This is a genomic window from Paenibacillus sp. J22P218 (genome assembly GCF_056269195.1).
This window is the reverse complement of sequence record NZ_JBWDNL010000007.1, coordinates 294,251-309,880: the sequence shown is the minus strand read 5'-3', so window position 1 is coordinate 309,880 and position 15,630 is coordinate 294,251. Positions and strand designations below refer to the sequence as shown.

Annotated in this window: 12 protein-coding genes; all 12 read left to right on the top strand. The window is 48.5% G+C overall.

Annotation, left to right across the window (positions count from 1 at the left end; genetic code table 11):
* Nucleotides 1-172 precede the first annotated feature (172 nt).
* The 12 genes from galU to AC0YN0_RS27090 all read left to right on the top strand — a co-directional run bounded on the left by galU (nt 173) and on the right by AC0YN0_RS27090 (nt 15,629).
* Entirely contained in the window at nt 173-1,075 is a 903-nt protein-coding gene (gene galU, locus AC0YN0_RS27145; RefSeq protein WP_337103078.1) for a UTP--glucose-1-phosphate uridylyltransferase GalU, read from the top strand.
* Nucleotides 1,075-1,740, top strand: coding sequence for a sugar transferase (locus tag AC0YN0_RS27140; protein ID WP_475824082.1), 666 nt, complete (start codon nt 1,075-1,077; stop codon nt 1,738-1,740). Before galU ends, AC0YN0_RS27140 begins: the two co-directional genes overlap by 1 nt.
* A 12-nt stretch (nt 1,741-1,752) precedes the next feature.
* Nucleotides 1,753-3,009, top strand: coding sequence for a glycosyltransferase family 4 protein (locus AC0YN0_RS27135; protein WP_475824081.1), 1,257 nt, complete (start codon nt 1,753-1,755; stop codon nt 3,007-3,009).
* Nucleotides 3,010-3,032: 23 nt separating this feature from the next.
* A complete protein-coding gene (locus tag AC0YN0_RS27130; RefSeq protein ID WP_475824080.1) occupies nt 3,033-4,382 on the top strand; it encodes an O-antigen ligase family protein in 1,350 nt (449 codons plus the stop codon).
* Nucleotides 4,379-5,599: a glycosyltransferase family 4 protein gene (locus AC0YN0_RS27125; protein ID WP_475824079.1), complete on the top strand. Its 1,221-nt coding sequence runs from the start codon at nt 4,379-4,381 to the stop codon at nt 5,597-5,599. The genes AC0YN0_RS27130 and AC0YN0_RS27125 overlap by 4 nt, the downstream gene beginning before the upstream one ends.
* Nucleotides 5,577-6,950: an oligosaccharide flippase family protein gene (locus AC0YN0_RS27120; protein WP_475824078.1), complete on the top strand. Its 1,374-nt coding sequence runs from the start codon at nt 5,577-5,579 to the stop codon at nt 6,948-6,950. Before AC0YN0_RS27125 ends, AC0YN0_RS27120 begins: the two co-directional genes overlap by 23 nt.
* Nucleotides 6,943-7,989 carry a glycosyltransferase family 4 protein gene (locus AC0YN0_RS27115; protein ID WP_475824077.1) on the top strand — a complete coding sequence of 349 codons (1,047 nt, stop codon included), beginning with the start codon at nt 6,943-6,945 and terminating at the stop codon, nt 7,987-7,989. The genes AC0YN0_RS27120 and AC0YN0_RS27115 overlap by 8 nt, the downstream gene beginning before the upstream one ends.
* Nucleotides 7,986-8,873 (top strand): glycosyltransferase, encoded by an 888-nt coding sequence (locus AC0YN0_RS27110; protein WP_475824076.1) that lies wholly within the window; start codon nt 7,986-7,988, stop codon nt 8,871-8,873. The genes AC0YN0_RS27115 and AC0YN0_RS27110 overlap by 4 nt, the downstream gene beginning before the upstream one ends.
* Before the next feature lie 263 nt (nt 8,874-9,136).
* On the top strand, nt 9,137-11,848 hold the full coding sequence (locus tag AC0YN0_RS27105; protein WP_475824075.1) for a chitobiase/beta-hexosaminidase C-terminal domain-containing protein: 2,712 nt from the start codon (nt 9,137-9,139) through the stop codon (nt 11,846-11,848).
* A gap of 30 nt (nt 11,849-11,878) precedes the next feature.
* On the top strand, nt 11,879-12,862 hold the full coding sequence (locus AC0YN0_RS27100) for a polysaccharide pyruvyl transferase family protein (RefSeq protein WP_475824074.1): 984 nt from the start codon (nt 11,879-11,881) through the stop codon (nt 12,860-12,862).
* 24 nt (nt 12,863-12,886) lie between these two features.
* On the top strand, nt 12,887-14,257 hold the full coding sequence (locus tag AC0YN0_RS27095; protein ID WP_475824073.1) for a sugar phosphate nucleotidyltransferase: 1,371 nt from the start codon (nt 12,887-12,889) through the stop codon (nt 14,255-14,257).
* Nucleotides 14,258-14,288: 31 nt separating this feature from the next.
* The gene (locus tag AC0YN0_RS27090) at nt 14,289-15,629 is read left to right on the top strand and encodes a UDP-glucose dehydrogenase family protein (RefSeq protein WP_475824072.1); all 1,341 of its coding nucleotides are present in this window, start codon (nt 14,289-14,291) and stop codon (nt 15,627-15,629) included.
* Nucleotide 15,630: the final 1 nt, after the last annotated feature.

Sequence of the window (15,630 nt, the reverse complement as noted above, 5' to 3'; positions counted from 1 at the left end):
GTGGGTCAAATGACCTTAGACGTTTATCGTCAAGGGCGTGACGTGAGGAAGGGTTAAATGCCCTATCTAAAAATTCGAGCTATGCTCTCAGCGATAACGAAAGCATAGCTCGCATTTTTAGCATCTCGCTGCAATGCGAACAAAAAATATAAATAGGATAGGGTGAAGTCAATTGAAAAAAGTGAGAAAAGCCATTATTCCTGCTGCGGGGCTTGGTACCCGGTTTTTGCCTGCGACGAAAGCAATGCCGAAAGAAATGCTTCCAATCGTTGATAAACCCACCATTCAGTACATCGTAGAAGAGGCCATTGAATCAGGAGTAGAAGACATTATCGTCGTGACCGGTAAAGGTAAACGTGCGATCGAAGACCATTTTGATATCGCGTTTGAGCTGGAATATACGTTGGAGAGCAAAGGGAAACTTGACATTTTAGAAAAAGTCAGAAAATCCTCCAATGTGAATCTTCACTATATAAGGCAAAAAGAAGCGAGAGGGCTTGGCCACGCCGTTTGGTGCGCCCGCAATTTTATCGGAGACGAACCGTTCGCCGTTCTACTTGGCGATGATATCGTAGAGGCCGACGTTCCTTGCACCAGGCAACTGATCGAGCAGTATGAGCAAACCGGACGTTCGGTCATCGGCGTTCAAACGGTTCATGCGGATCAGACAGACCGATACGGGATTGTCGATCCAGGCGAGACGATGGGCCGACTTTATCAAGTGAACCGTTTTGTAGAGAAGCCGCCGAAAGGACAAGCCCCATCGAACTTGGCTATTATGGGCCGTTATGTTCTGACTCCGGATATATTCGATTATTTAGGACTGCAGGAGATTGGCGCAGGCGGAGAAATTCAGCTCACCGATGCCATTCAAAAGCTGAATATGGATAAAGGCGTTTACGCATACGACTTCCAAGGCAAGCGCTATGATGTGGGTGAAAGACTCGGTTTTATTATGACATCGGTCGATTTTGCGCTCCGGAATAACGAGCTTCGGCAGCAGCTCTTAAGCGAGCTTGGGGAATTGTTGGAGCGTGAAGTTGGAAAACAATTAATAGGAATAGGGGGTGAATAATGATGCCCCCGCAGTATCGCGATGAATTGGTATTAAACACTCCTAATGAATTTAGGAATACCATGAACTCGGTGCTCAAACGCGCCATTGACATTGTCGGCTCGCTGGCGGGATTAATTTTCTTAAGTCCGCTGTTTGTTGTCGTTGGCATTCTGATTAAATTAGAAGATTCGAAAGGTTCCGTATTGTTCTATCAAACAAGGATCGGGAAGAACGAGAAGCCGTTCCGGATGTATAAATTCCGCTCCATGGTCAGCAATGCAGAAGAGAAGCTGAAAGAGCTGCTCGCTCAAAATGAAATTGAAGGCGCTATGTTCAAGATGAAGAACGATCCGCGAATTACGAAGATCGGGAAGTTCATACGGAAAACCAGCATTGATGAGCTCCCGCAGCTGATCAATGTGCTCCGGGGAGAAATGTCATTGGTCGGTCCAAGACCTCCTCTTGTAAGGGAAGTCAAGGAGTATACGGATTACGACAAGCGGCGTTTAACCGTTAAGCCTGGTTGTACAGGACTTTGGCAGGTAAGCGGCCGTAATGAATTAAGTTTTAAAGAAATGGTTGAGCTGGACTTGAAGTACATCCAAGAACGAAGCGTTGGGTTTGACTTGAAAATCATATTCAAGACATTCAAAGTGCTTCTTGGGGCAAAAGATGCTTTTTAAGGCGGAAAATGAATGAAAAAGATGATGTTTATTACGAACAGGCTGCCTTTTCCAAATACGGACGGCAGAAAAAACCTGCTTCAGCAATACATTGAGCAAATCAAAGATATTTATCCTGAATGTCAGATCGTGAACTTGTCGTTTATTGATGACAAGAAGTACCTGAAGGATCGGCCAGATGCGATTTCTCGCCTGGTGAGTCTAGAATTGCCTGGTATGGCCGAGAAGCTGTTCAATGTGCTGGTCTATTCCTTGCTCATGCAAAGGTGGCCGCTGCAAGTATCCGTTTATTACTCCCGGAGAACGCATAGGCAGATTAAAGAAAAGATCGAGGAAGAGCAGCCGGAATTCATCTTTTACGATATGGTGCGCGTAGCGGAATACCGTTCGGACGGAACCTCGCAAAAGGTGCTTAGCTACGATGACCTACTGTCATTGCGCTATGAACGGCAGTTGCAATGGTTTCAGTACATTCCGTCCGTATTCGGCGGTTTTTCGGACAAGCTCCCATCCGGCATCAAGAAGTTTGCAAATTTGAAGTTCATTCAAAAATGGCTTGTCGCTTTCGAAAGCAAGCTGCTGCACAAGTACGAGAAAAGCGCAGCCAAAAATTTCGAACACCTTATCTTTACTTCACCCAAAGAAGCGGAGAGCTTCCGGCAAATGGTGAGCCATGACTCTTGTTTCGGCATCCCGATGAGATTCGACCCGGATAAGAAAACGACGGGAAATCCAAGATCGTATGACCGGAACAAAATCGTCTTTGTAGGGAAGATGGACATTCCTCACAATAGCTCCGCGGTCGTTTATTTCTGCGAGAAGATATGGCCCGGCATCAAGCGGAAGGCACCGAATGCAAAGTTCTATATCATCGGTAAAAGCCCGACTGCTGAGGTGCTTAAGCTGCAGGAGACCTATCCTGATATTATCGTAACCGGCGAAGTGGATAACGTTAAGCGGGTCGTAAGCGATGCCGCTTTAATGATCGCTCCGCTGCTTTTTGGCACTGGAATTAAAACGAAGATCGTCGAGGCTATGTCTTGGGGAGTACCAGTCGTAACCAATCTGATCGGCAGTGAAGGGATCAATGCAATCAATCATGAGGACCTGTTCGTCTGCGAAACGGAGGAGGCGATGGTACAAAATGTACTCCTGTTATTGGACAACAATGAGATAAACGAAAAAGTATCGCGCAATTCGATCCGTTACGTGACCCATCATTTCAGCAGCTCCGTGACCCGTAAAAATCTGGAGTTGATTCTATCGTAGGGCAATTGCGCAAAGAGCAGGTGTTGGTTATTCGAAATCTTGTAATTGCGCTATTTATGTTATCCCTGATGCTATTGACGTACGACAGCTTGCCGTATATCCCATTCTCGGTCTATCGGCCGATATCTATGTTTCCGATGTTTCTTGCATCCGTCTTGCTCCTGTTTACCGACTTCAGGTTCAAGAAGGGAGATGTTTTCTTTCTCCTCTTCGTGATGTACAGCATCGGGCATTCCTTAATCGTTGCGCTAATCAACGAAGATATCGGCAGCAGCGCGTCGCATATTATTACACTTCTGTTCGGTTTATCCATGTTTCGGGTATCGGTCTATGTCACGGAGCAAGCCAAAGAAGATCCGGAGATTATTAAGAGCATCGCAAAAAGTATTGCGATCGCCTTTATTCCTCCGCTGTTTGCCGGTTTTGTTCAGCTATTCGACTCCTTTTTCGTCCGCAGCGGATTTTCCGGAGCCTTTACGGGACTGTTCGCGGAGAAAGTGTATCTTCGGAGAATTCAAATGCTGTCGGGCGAGCCTTCTTGGGCGGCCATTCATATGCTGAGCGGCGGGTTAATCATGTTCTACCTGTATAAGCAGGGGTTTCGTAAGCAACTGCTTCTGCTTTTCGCAACTATGCTGCTTATGGTGCTTTCTTTCTCGGCTTACGCTTACACCGTGCTGCTTACCGCGCTGGTCATTTATGTACTGGTCACGAACAAGAACAGAGGCCGGATGCTGGTCGTTCTGGCGGTCTGCGCCTTAATTGTTGTTGTAGGCGTGCCTTTTCTGATCGAAACGTTCAAGATAAGCGGCTATTTTACGGATCGGTTTCAGTTCAATTTCAATCAATTGATAAATAATGATAATTCATTTTTTGTCAGGCTGGTGTTTCCGGCCATCGGCTTTTTAGAATTTGCCAGATATCCGATTTTTGGAGTAGGCGGCGGCTTTTATTATACGGAATTTGCCTCCCTCCTACAGCAGTATTTCAGTAGCGGATTGAAATTCAGCGAGGTACACGATCTGGTATTTATTAATCCCTATGACGCTACGTCGAGAAATATGGTGTCGAAGGTGTTCGCTGAGGAAGGCCTCATCGGGGTTATCCTTTTTGGAGGATTTCTGGTTTCGATTTTTCGCAGCTGCGGGGCAAATTCGTATTCGAAATTCGCTTTTGCGTTATGTATCTCACTCGTCATGAATTTTGATTCTTATGCTTTTCTGGATTTCTGGTTGTTGTTCGGGTTCATCCGCGGGGGAGGGTTCGAAACGGAAACGATACGTACCGGTATGCCAGTACAAGTGCCCGTTCGGGTTAAAGGTAACATACTGCCCGTTAGACCTATCTATAGCGAATGGAGACGAAAGGCATGAAAATCGTTATTGTAAATAGTTTGTACAGTCCGCATATTATTGGCGGTGCGGAAATATCGACGCAAATCTTAGCCGAAACGCTTGAATCCGTTGCTGACGTGCATGTGATTACGACTGGCGGGCAAAAGAGAAACGCCGGTATAACGTCAGAGCTGATCAATGGGGTTACGGTTCATCGTCTGCCTTACAACAATCTGTATTGGATTGGCGATACGGGGCACCACGGCAAGCTGAATAAGGTGGCTCGCAGACTTATCGATATTTACAATCCCATGCAGATCGGGACTGTGGCGAACCTATTGAAGGAAATAAATCCTGATTTGGTCCATACGCAGAATTTATCCGGTTTCGGGGCCGGGATATGGACCGCTTTCTTCAAAGCGGGTGTGCCGATCGTTCATACGTTAAGAGATTACTCGCTCATCTCACCGGTCAGCTCGCCGATATCCAATCCTCTGTTGTCACGGTTATACAAGCTGACTTCGCTTGGATTCAGTAAACGGGTTTCCGCGGTCGTCGGCATATCATCACATATTTTGAACCGTCATACGGAAGCGGGTTTGTTTCCGAATGCTGAACACCTGGTCATTCCGAACGTTGTGGATGGCGACATCATTGCGGGAGAGAAGGATTTTGAGCGAAAACCGCTGTGCATCGGCTATTTCGGCAGAATCGAACCGGAGAAGGGCGTCCGTGAAGTCATCGATGCCGTTCGCTCTTTACCGGAAGAGGTGATTGAACGGCTCTATGTATGCGGAGAAGGAAAGCTGAAGGATGAGCTTTCGGAAGCGTGCAGGAATGACGGACGCATCGTGTTCACCGGTAAAGTGAAGCCGAATGAGGCGCGGGAACTTATGGCCCAAGTAGATGCTACCGTTGTTCCTTCGATTTGGGAAGAGCCGTTCGGGCGGGTCATCATCGAATCCTATCAAGTCGGCACACCCGTATACGCCTCAGCTGTAGGCGGAATTCCTGACGTTGTCCTGAATCGTAAGCAATATCTGTTTGCGCCAGGCAGTTCAGGAGCGATTCAAGACAAGTTATTGGAATATTATTCACTCTCGGCTGAACAAAAAAGAACGATTCAAAGACAATGTCTGGATCATAGCCGCAGGTTTACCAAACAATCACTGCTTGAACGGCATACGGAATTATATCAATCTGTCATGCATCAAGTACCCGGGAAGGTAGTCTATGGCACAATTGGCAATCCGTAAACTATTAAATGGAAATGGTTTGGTTCAAACGATTTTGCGTACCAGCGCAACTAATTTTATGGTGATGGTCATCACCACGCTGACCTCCATCGTGACAGCGAGAATGTTCGGCGTCGCAGGCAAAGGGGAGTTGTCGGCGATTCTGTTCTGGTCGACCTTCCTGGTAGGCGTTGTCGGATTCGGACTTCCCACGTCCCTTATTTACAACATGAAGCGGCATACCGGCAAAGGGGCGGAATACATCAGGGCAGGATTTCTTTTCCAGATCCCTGTCAGCATCATTGTGGGCGTGGTCGCATGGATCTATCTGCCGGTATGGCTGGGCAACTATTCGGCTGACGTCATTCAGACCGCCAGATGGTACACCGTGCTGACGCTGCCGCTGCTCCTTGCGGTCAATCTGATTGCGGCACTTGCGCAGAGCACGGACAACTTCAAAGTCTATAACGGAGTGCGGCTGTTTGTTCCGCTATTTAATTTGGCGGGTATCATCGTCCTCTTTATGGTCGGAGTGCTGAATATCCACGCTGCCTCGTTCGTCTACCTGGTCACCACGTTGCTCGTCGTCATTTGGTCCTTGCTCCAATTGAGGGGCGAGCTGAAGATCGATTGGTTCAAACGTATGGTTGACCGGGTTGCGGCCAAGTCGTTGTTCGGTTACGGAAGCAGAGTGTTTGGCGTCGAGCTGCTGGGAACCTTGTATTCGCAGTTTGACAAAATCATTATATTATCGCTGCTCACGCCGCGGGATTTCGGTCTATATGGCGTCGTTTATGCGCTATCCCGAGTCTTCAATACGGTTCAGACGGCCATCTCGAATGTCATCTTTCCGAAGTTGACAGGGCTGGATAAGGACAAGATTATTTCAACGGTCGGCCGGGCTTTCCGGTTGTCGCTTATCCTGATGACGATTGTTGTCGTACCGAGTATATTCATCGGCAGATTCCTGATGGGTATTTTATTCGGCAAGGAATTTCTGGAGGCCAGCACCGCTTTCTATATTTTATCGTTCGAATGCATTCTCGGCGGCGGCTCATGGATTCTGGCTGCTTCGTTCAACGCATTGGGTCGTCCCGGTCTTGTGCTAATCCGGCAAGTTATAGCGCTTGCGATTACGGTCGGACTATTCTTCGTATTTACCCCTTTATACGGTCTGAACGGAATAGCTTTAGCTTTATTAATCGGAGCGATGGTAAGAATGCTGGTCACGATAGCCGCGATGCGGGTCGCGTTCAAGGTGCGGTTTGCCGGTATGCTTTTTGACAAGGACGATTTCCGCTTTCTGATCGATCGTCTGAGAGAGAAAAAGATAATCAAAAGAGCTGGAAGAGCAGGTGGAATGGATGAGTAACCCAACCGTTTATATGTGGCCCAAAGTTAGTGAATATAACAAATACTCCGAATTGCTGACGAAGTCCATCGTGGATAAGGGACTGCGGGTGGAGCATTACGATACGAAGAACACCCTTAAACCTGCAAAGGGAGACATTGTCCATATGCATTGGCCCAGTTACTCGTATCAGTCGTCCACTTTCCCGCTTACGGTCGTGAAGTCGATGTTGTTTGCCGGACTTCTTTTGTTTCTGAAAGTACGGGGTGTACGGTTATTTTGGACCGTTCACAATATTTGGCCGCATTCGACGGGGAAAAGTAAATGGGATTATATGATGCGGAAGTTTATTTTATCCGTCTGCAACAAAGGATTCGTCATGAGTGAGACGGTAAAACAAGAAGTTATTGAAACTTTCGGGGTAAGAGCGGAGAAATTGATCGTCACGCCGCATGGCCATTACGTGGATGCCTATGTCGGCAATGGGACGGATATCCGAGAGCGATTCGGCATTCCGCCGGAACAGTTCCTGTTCTTATTTATCGGCAGAATCAACTCTTATAAAGGAGTTGAAAAGCTGGTCGAAGCTTTTGTATCGCTGAATCTGGAGTCGGCCGGACTGCTCATAGCGGGAAAAGTGGATGCCGGTTACAAATTGGATTACATCGATCCGATTAATAACGGCAGAATCAAGGTTTATCCTCATTTCGTGGATGACCATGAGCTTGTCGACTACTTACGGGCGGGCGATGTGATGGTGCTGCCTTATAACCAGATTACGACTTCCGGCAGCGCGATTCTCGCTCTCTCTCATTATAAGCCGGTCGTTGCGCCTAAGCTCGGTTCGCTCAGCGAATATGTTTCCGAAGGATGCGGAATTTTATACGATCCTGCTGACCCGGATGGGCTGCGCAAGGCGCTGGCGATGGCCGTCCACATGAATATGAACGAGACCCGGAAGCACATCTCGAAAAAACTGGCAGAACTGGACTGGCAGGGGATCGCCGGAAAAATGATAAAAGTTTATACCGGAACGAAACGGGTCGAGGTGAAAGCATGAAAGCGACAGTAGCGATATGCACCCATAACAGGGCTGAGGATGTGAGAGAAGCGCTTCTAAGTCTCTTGCGGCAAAATTTTACGGATGCGTTTGAGGTGATTGTGGTCGACAACCGATCCACCGACAACACCAAACAGGTTGTTCAAGAAGTCAATCAGATGACAAACATTCCGATTATTTATGTTTATGAAGAACGGCTGGGGCTCTCCGTTGCCCGGAATCGCGCGATTCGCGAATCGAAGGGCGAGTATGTCCTGTTCTTAGACGATGATGCTATGGCTTCCAAGGAATGGATCAGCGGCATCGTCTCCTTATTTGAGACCGATCCCCGGATCGGCTGCGTTGGAGGCAGGATCGAACCGGCATGGGAAGTGGCGGAGCCGACTTGGCTTTTGCCGGAGAACCGGACGCTCTATACGATTTTGGATTATTCCCATGAAATTGTAGAAATGCAAAAGCCGGCCATCCCATTCGGAGCCAATGTAGCTTTCCGCAAATCCGTGTTCCATTCGCTTAAACCCTTTCGCGAGGATCTGGGCAGAGTGGGAAGCAACCTGCTTTCAAGCGAGGAGGCCGAGCTCATTGATCGAATCCGGAGCAAATATACCGTCTATTATACGCCTCATGCGTGGGTGCGCCACAAAATTCCGCGCAGCAGAGTTAGCCGGAAATGGCTGCTGCGGAGGATTTATTGGCAAGGAGTAAGCCGTGCGGTCAGCTCGGAGCGGAAAACGGGCATTTTCGTCAAATCCGTCCTGAAGGTACCGGTATTTATGCTGTTGACGGTTATTTTTTTCTTCGATAAGCATCGGATTTTTCGCAATATTAGCAAAATTATTTACAATAACGGCTTAATCAGCGGTGTATTGCGAACTTATAACTAACAAAGCGAGAAAGGAGAGAAGTGGTGAAGTGGGGAGCAAACATCAAGAAAAGTAACCGTACTCTGCTTAAATTGTTATTGGTTTTCACTTTACTTATAACCCTTATACCCATGCATGGTTTTGCTACTTCTCCTGAAATCGTAGTTGATGATCTTGCGGATTGGAGTCACGTTTACAAACGCTCGGAGACTCTTTCTCTGCAACAATATGACGGGGCCGATGATCCTACCCGGGTGATCCGAAGTTTCAGGTCTAAGGAATACATGACCTACCGGTCAAACGGTCCTCTAGATTCTTTTTCTTTATATACGTACTATCGCGATGACAACGGGCCGTACAATCGGCCGAATTTTTATGTCTCCCACGATGGTATTGATTATGAAGAAGTGACTCCGCAAATTTACAATGACGGGGATAACGTGAATTTGGTCGTGTATGAATTGCGAAACCTTCGCAAGGACGCCAAATATTTGAAAATCGAATTCACTGGCAGCGATATCGCGAAATCGCCGGTAATCGGGAAAGCGGTGCTGAATGGTCCATTAGGCGTAACGGCCAACCTGCCTTCGGGGTCCGTTCCTTACGGCACTATGGTCATGTTGGAAAGGGCAGCTGCCGGCGACACCGTCTATTACACTACGGACGGCAGCGACCCTAGAACGTCTCTTACGCGCAAGCTTTATGCTTCACCGATCATAGTAGTGAACGAACTCCAATTAAAGATTACCGCCGTGAAAAAATCGGCTTCGGGCAAAAAAGCGGCAAGCAGGGTATCTGATTACCACTATATTCCTGAAAGTTCGTTGGATACGGCAGTCGGATTGCTTGATCCGCTCGACAATTTCAAGCAGGTATACAGCAAATCGAGTATTTATATTGCGAAAGATACGCCTTATTACTTCGGCAATGATTTGCATCGGATAGCACGTACCACGGTGAAGCCAGGGAGCATCACTTATCATACGGATTTCGATATTTCTTCCTTTATGGTTGACAGCTACTTTTTCACTGGACATGCCATGGAGAAACTTCGGATCTTTAGCTCGGCGAATGGAAAGGATTATACGGAAATTTCTGCTGAGGCCTATGTGGTAGGCTATCCCGTATCCAATTGGCAGAAGTACGCTTACGAGGCTTCGTCGCTGCCGGCGGGCACGAGGTATTTGAAGATCGAGCTGTACGGATCGAAGGCTTGGTCGCCCCAAGTTTCGAATGTTACTTTCAATCGAAGCACCGCTTCCGTGAAGGTCCAGTCAACCAGAAGCACCGAATCGCTGCATACCGTACTGACCACGGCTTCGAGCGGGGCAAAGATTTATTATCGTTTGAATAAAGGGCTCACTTTCCAGCTCTATTCCAAACCGCTCGAGCTTACCGGTTATAACGTGCTGGAAACCTATGCGGTCAAGGATGGCATGGATCCAAGTCCAATCCGTAAGTATACGTTCAACGCTAGCAATCATATTCAAGTCGACCGATTCGGTCAAATGATATCGGCTACCTTTCCCGAGAAGGTGATAACCGATCAGCAACTGGAAGCGGATGCCGAGGCCGACGCCTCCTATTACGCCGGTTTAACGCCTCCTTCGGGCAGGGACCGTTTCGGTGGTCTGGCAGGCAGTGCGGCAAAATACGGCTTGCAGAACAAGGGCTTTTTTTCCATTCAGCAGATGGGAAGCCGCAAAGTGATGACAACGCCGGAAGGCAATCTCTTCTTCAGTTTAGGCGTGAACGCACTTACAGCCAATGAGACCTTTACGATGGTTAAGGGGCGGGAGGAGCTGTTCGAATCGATTCCATCTATTCAAGAGGAATATAAAACGGCTTATAACGGGACCGACAATTTTTCGTTCTACTTGGCGAACAAATACCGGAAAACAGGGGTAGTTCCAACCGAGCATGCGATCTATTCGGAGGCGGTCTTGCGCATCAAAAAATGGGGATTTAACAGCGTAGGAGGCTTTTCACCCGACAAATACGGCAGTGAGAACAACTTGCCTTACGTGCGGATGCTTCCGCTCGGCAGCATGAGCTGGGCTAAGGTAGACGGGATTTCGATATTCGATATCTTTGCGCCGGATGCGGAATCCAAGATCGATAAGGCGTTTGCCAGCGCAGTCAAGCCGACCAAGGACGATCCGATGCTAATCGGGTATTTCATCGACAACGAATACGATTTCCACAAGTTTTATTCTGGGGTGCCGAAGCTGAAGGCAAGCAAAGCGGCGATCAAAGGACACTGGGTTAAAAGGCTGAAGGATAAATATCAAGACATAAGCAAATTCAACAGCGAGTGGCAGACAAGCTTTAAATCCTTTGAAGATTTGAAGGAAGCGGAGCTACCGCTGGGGACATCGGCGGCCTGGCGCGATACGGACGAATTTTTCAGGTATTACCTGGACACGTTCTACGGAACGGTATCGCGGCTCTACCGCAAATATGATCCGAATCATCTTCTTCTCGGAGACCGCTGGTTAACGACACCTTTCCAGAACGAGAAGCTTCGGAGCGTTATGGCAGAGGTGGAAGGGAAATACGTGGATGTCATCAGTATCAACTATTACAGCTATAACCTCGATCCCGGTCTTTTGAAAGAAGTGTACACGAAATCAGGCGGCAAGCCGATTCTGATCAGCGAATTCGGTTTCGGTACGACGGAACAAGGATTGGATCCGCTCCTGAAAAATTCGGCCGTGAATCAGTCCCAGAGGGGAACGCGTTACCGGAATTATGTAGAGGCGGCGGCCGGTCTAGACAACGTTGTGGGTGCTCATGTGTTCAATTATGTGGACCAAGCTGCTTTGGGCAGGTACTGGGAAGGCGTTTGGGGAGAACGCTATAACTCGGGCCTCGTGAATGTCGCCGACCGTCCTTATAAGGAATATTTGAAAGAGGTCATGGCGACCAACTACGACATCTACAAGGTGATGTTAGGGGAACGGTCCCAATTTTATTACGATCTCAGCAGTAAATGAGTTGAAAAAAAGGTAAAGGAGAGGGCTATCATGCAGAGCAAGAATAATCACCCTATGGATGTACTGAAAAAAAAGCTGGGCCAAATTTCGGATGTTATTCCGCCGGGCTCCAACATTTACTATATCGATATCCCTGTTCACAGCAACGGCGGAGACTTGCTCATTATGAAAGGCACGGAGGCATTTTTCAAGGACTATAATATTCGCGTCCATGCACGCTACAGCGTGCTTGATTTTCCCGATTCGCTCAAGATTCCGAAAGATCACATTATCGTGCTGCATGGGGGAGGGAACTTCGGCGACCTGTATCCGGCGCATCAGAAGCTGCGCGAGAAAATTATTACCAGCTATCCGCACCACCGGATCGTGATGCTTCCGCAGACGATATTTTATAAGAAAGAGTCTGAATTCGACCGGACGGCGCAAATATTCAATGGACATAAAGATATTCATCTCTATGTCCGCGACACGTTGTCCTACAGCGCTGCAACCGAGAAATTCCATAGATGCAACGTTTATTTATCGCCTGACATGGCCCATCAATTATGGCCGATCCGGCATAAAGACAGCCCTGACAAAGATTTGCTCTGCTTCTTCCGCACGGATATCGAGAAAACGACGGAGCAGGAGCAACTCGAATCCGCGGGCCGCGGCGATCTATTGGATTGGGCCTCCCTGTACAACAGGGTGGAGCAGAAATCGATTAATCTCATTGTCAGAATGATAAAGAAAGGCAGCACTCCGCTTCCGATGCAGGCGATTTGGGGCAGGTATACCGATTATCTGGTGGATAAAGCAGTCAAGCGCTTCAGCGGTTATCGGACGGTGCAGACGTCAAGGCTCCACGGCCACATCTTGTCTTGTCTGATGGACAAGCCGAATACGCTGCTGGACAATTCTTACGGCAAGAACTCCAACTATTATCATACATGGACAAGCGGCATAGGTTCCGCCCAATTGATTGTGAAGAATGAGGGGCAAACAACAAATTCGAACGCTTCGCTAATCAGTTAACTACTATAAATAGGAGGAGTTACCATGAAAATTGTTCTACTCTCGGGGGGCTCTGGCAAACGCCTGTGGCCGCTGTCGAACGATTCCAGGTCCAAGCAGTTTTTGAAGGTGCTCAGAAATTCGGAAGGGCAGTTTGAGTCGATGGTACAGCGGGTTTGGGGGCAGATTGCCAGTGCCGGACTTCGCGAACATGCTTTGATCGCAACGAGCAAGCCACAGGTGGAAATGATCTACAACCAGCTGGGAAGCGAGATTGACGTGATCGTCGAACCGGAAAGAAGGGATACGTATCCTGCGATCGCGCTGGCGGCTACCTATTTGTATTCGGTTGAAGGCGTCAGCCTGAATGAAACGGTCGTGGTTATGCCGGTCGATCCTTACGTCGAGGAGTCATTCTTCCACAAGGCCAAAGAACTGCAACAGGTGTTGAACGAGTCGGGCGCGGATCTGGCCCTTATGGGGGTAAAACCAACCTATCCTTCCGAGAAGTACGGGTATATCGTCCCGCAAAGCGGGACTGCGCATGACGCGCCATATATGAATGTACAGAGCTTCCGGGAGAAACCCCGCGAAGAAGAAGCGGCGGCCATGATTGAGCAAGCAGCACTCTGGAACTGCGGCGTGTTCGCATTCAAGCTGGATTTTATCATTAATATCCTGCTTGCGCACGGGCTTCCGATCCAATACGACGAGATGGTGAAGCAGTACGACAAGCTTCCGAAGAACAGCTTCGACTATGAGGTTGTGGAGAGAGCCAATCTTATCGTCGCGCTGCCCTACGATGGGGATTGGAAGGATCTTGGGACATGGAACACGCTGACGGAGGAAATTGCGACCCCGCTGATCGGCAAAGGAATCATTACCGAAGGTTCATTCAATACGCATATTATCAACGAACTGGATATTCCGATTACGTTGCTTAATTTACCCAACGTCGTCGTTGCTGCGAGTCCGGACGGCATTCTCGTCTCGGACAAGGCATCAAGCCCGATGATCAAAGAGGTCATGAAACACTCGGAACAGCGTCCAATGTACGAAGAGAGGCGTTGGGGCCGTTACAGAGTGCTGGATTACTTGAAATATCCCGACGGGAATGAAGTGCTGACCAAGCGGATATGCATAAGCCCAGGCCAAAATTTAAGCTACCAGTACCATCTGCTAAGAAACGAGGTATGGACCGTCGTTTCCGGCAACGGGGAGATGATACTGAACGATAAGCGGTTCCCGGTAAAGGCCGGAGATGTGCTCGTTATATCGAAACAGAGCAAGCATAGTTTACGGGCGGAGACGGAAATGGACATCATTGAGGTGCAATCCGGTTCGGAGCTTATTGAAGAAGATATCGTACGGCTCGCCTTCGATTGGAATGAAATTATGCAATTATGCACGGTGTAGGTGACATATTGAAAAAAAGGGAGTGATGAGAATGAACATTACGGTCATTGGCACCGGCTATGTCGGGCTCGTATCGGGTGTCTGTTATGCGGAACTGGGGAATAAGGTCATCTGTGTCGACAAGGATCTTGGGAAGATCGAAATGCTGCAGGCTGGCGAGATTCCCATCTATGAGCCGGGGCTGAAGGAATTGGCGGGCAAGAACAGCTCTGCCGGAAAGCTCGCTTTCACAACCGATCTGAACGAAGCCGTGCGTCAATCGGACATTATCATTCTGGCTGTCGGAACGCCTCCGATGCCAAGCGGCGAGGCGAATATGGCCTATATCAATCAAGCCGCCCTTGATATCGCCGAAGCGATGAACGGCTACAAAATTATCGCCGTAAAAAGCACGGTGCCGGTTGGAACGAACGAGCGGATCCGGGAGCTGATCGGCACCCAAACCTCCGAGCCGTTCGACAGCATTTCACTGCCGGAATTTCTGCGCGAAGGTTCTGCCGTCATGGATACGCTGAATCCGGACCGCATCGTCATCGGTGCAGATAACCAAAGTGCCGCCGATACAATGGTCCAGTTGCATCGGCCGCTGACGGAACAAATCATCGTGACGGATATCCGCAGCGCTGAAATGATTAAATATGCGTCCAATGCTTTTCTTGCCACGAAAATTTCGTTCATCAACGAGATTGCGAACATTTGCGAGAAGGTAGGCGCAGACGTAACGAAGGTTGCGGAAGGGATGGGCTACGATAAGCGGATCGGCCAGTCGTTCCTAAAAGCCGGAATCGGCTATGGAGGCTCCTGTTTTCCGAAGGATACCAGAGCTCTCATCCAAATTGCCGGTAACGTCGATTACGAGTTCAAGCTGCTGCGGTCGGTTGTGGAAGTGAACCAAGATCAACGTTTCAATGTGATCCGCAAGCTGGAGACGATTTTTAATGGCCAGCTGCGAGGTAAGACGGTCGCGATATGGGGATTGGCCTTTAAACCGAATACCGATGATGTCCGCGATTCACCGGCCCTTGAAATCATTCAATATCTGGTAGAGAATGGCGTGAAGGTGAAAGCTTACGATCCTATTGCTATGGATAACTTTAAGTCCTTATACGGCAAGGAAGGCGTCAAATGGTGCGATCAGGCACTTGATACCGCTCAGGACGCCGATGCTCTTTGTTTGCTAACGGAATGGGATGAATTCGCGGAAGTGGATTTGAATCTGCTGCAATCCGTCATGAATCAGGCCATTCTGATCGACGGACGCAATGTGTTTAATGAGGAAGATTTGCTTGGAACTGCATTCGTTTATTATTCCGTCGGACGCCCGAGCCTGAATAAAGGCGTTAAACAGCAAATTCCTGTCATGCAATTGTAAT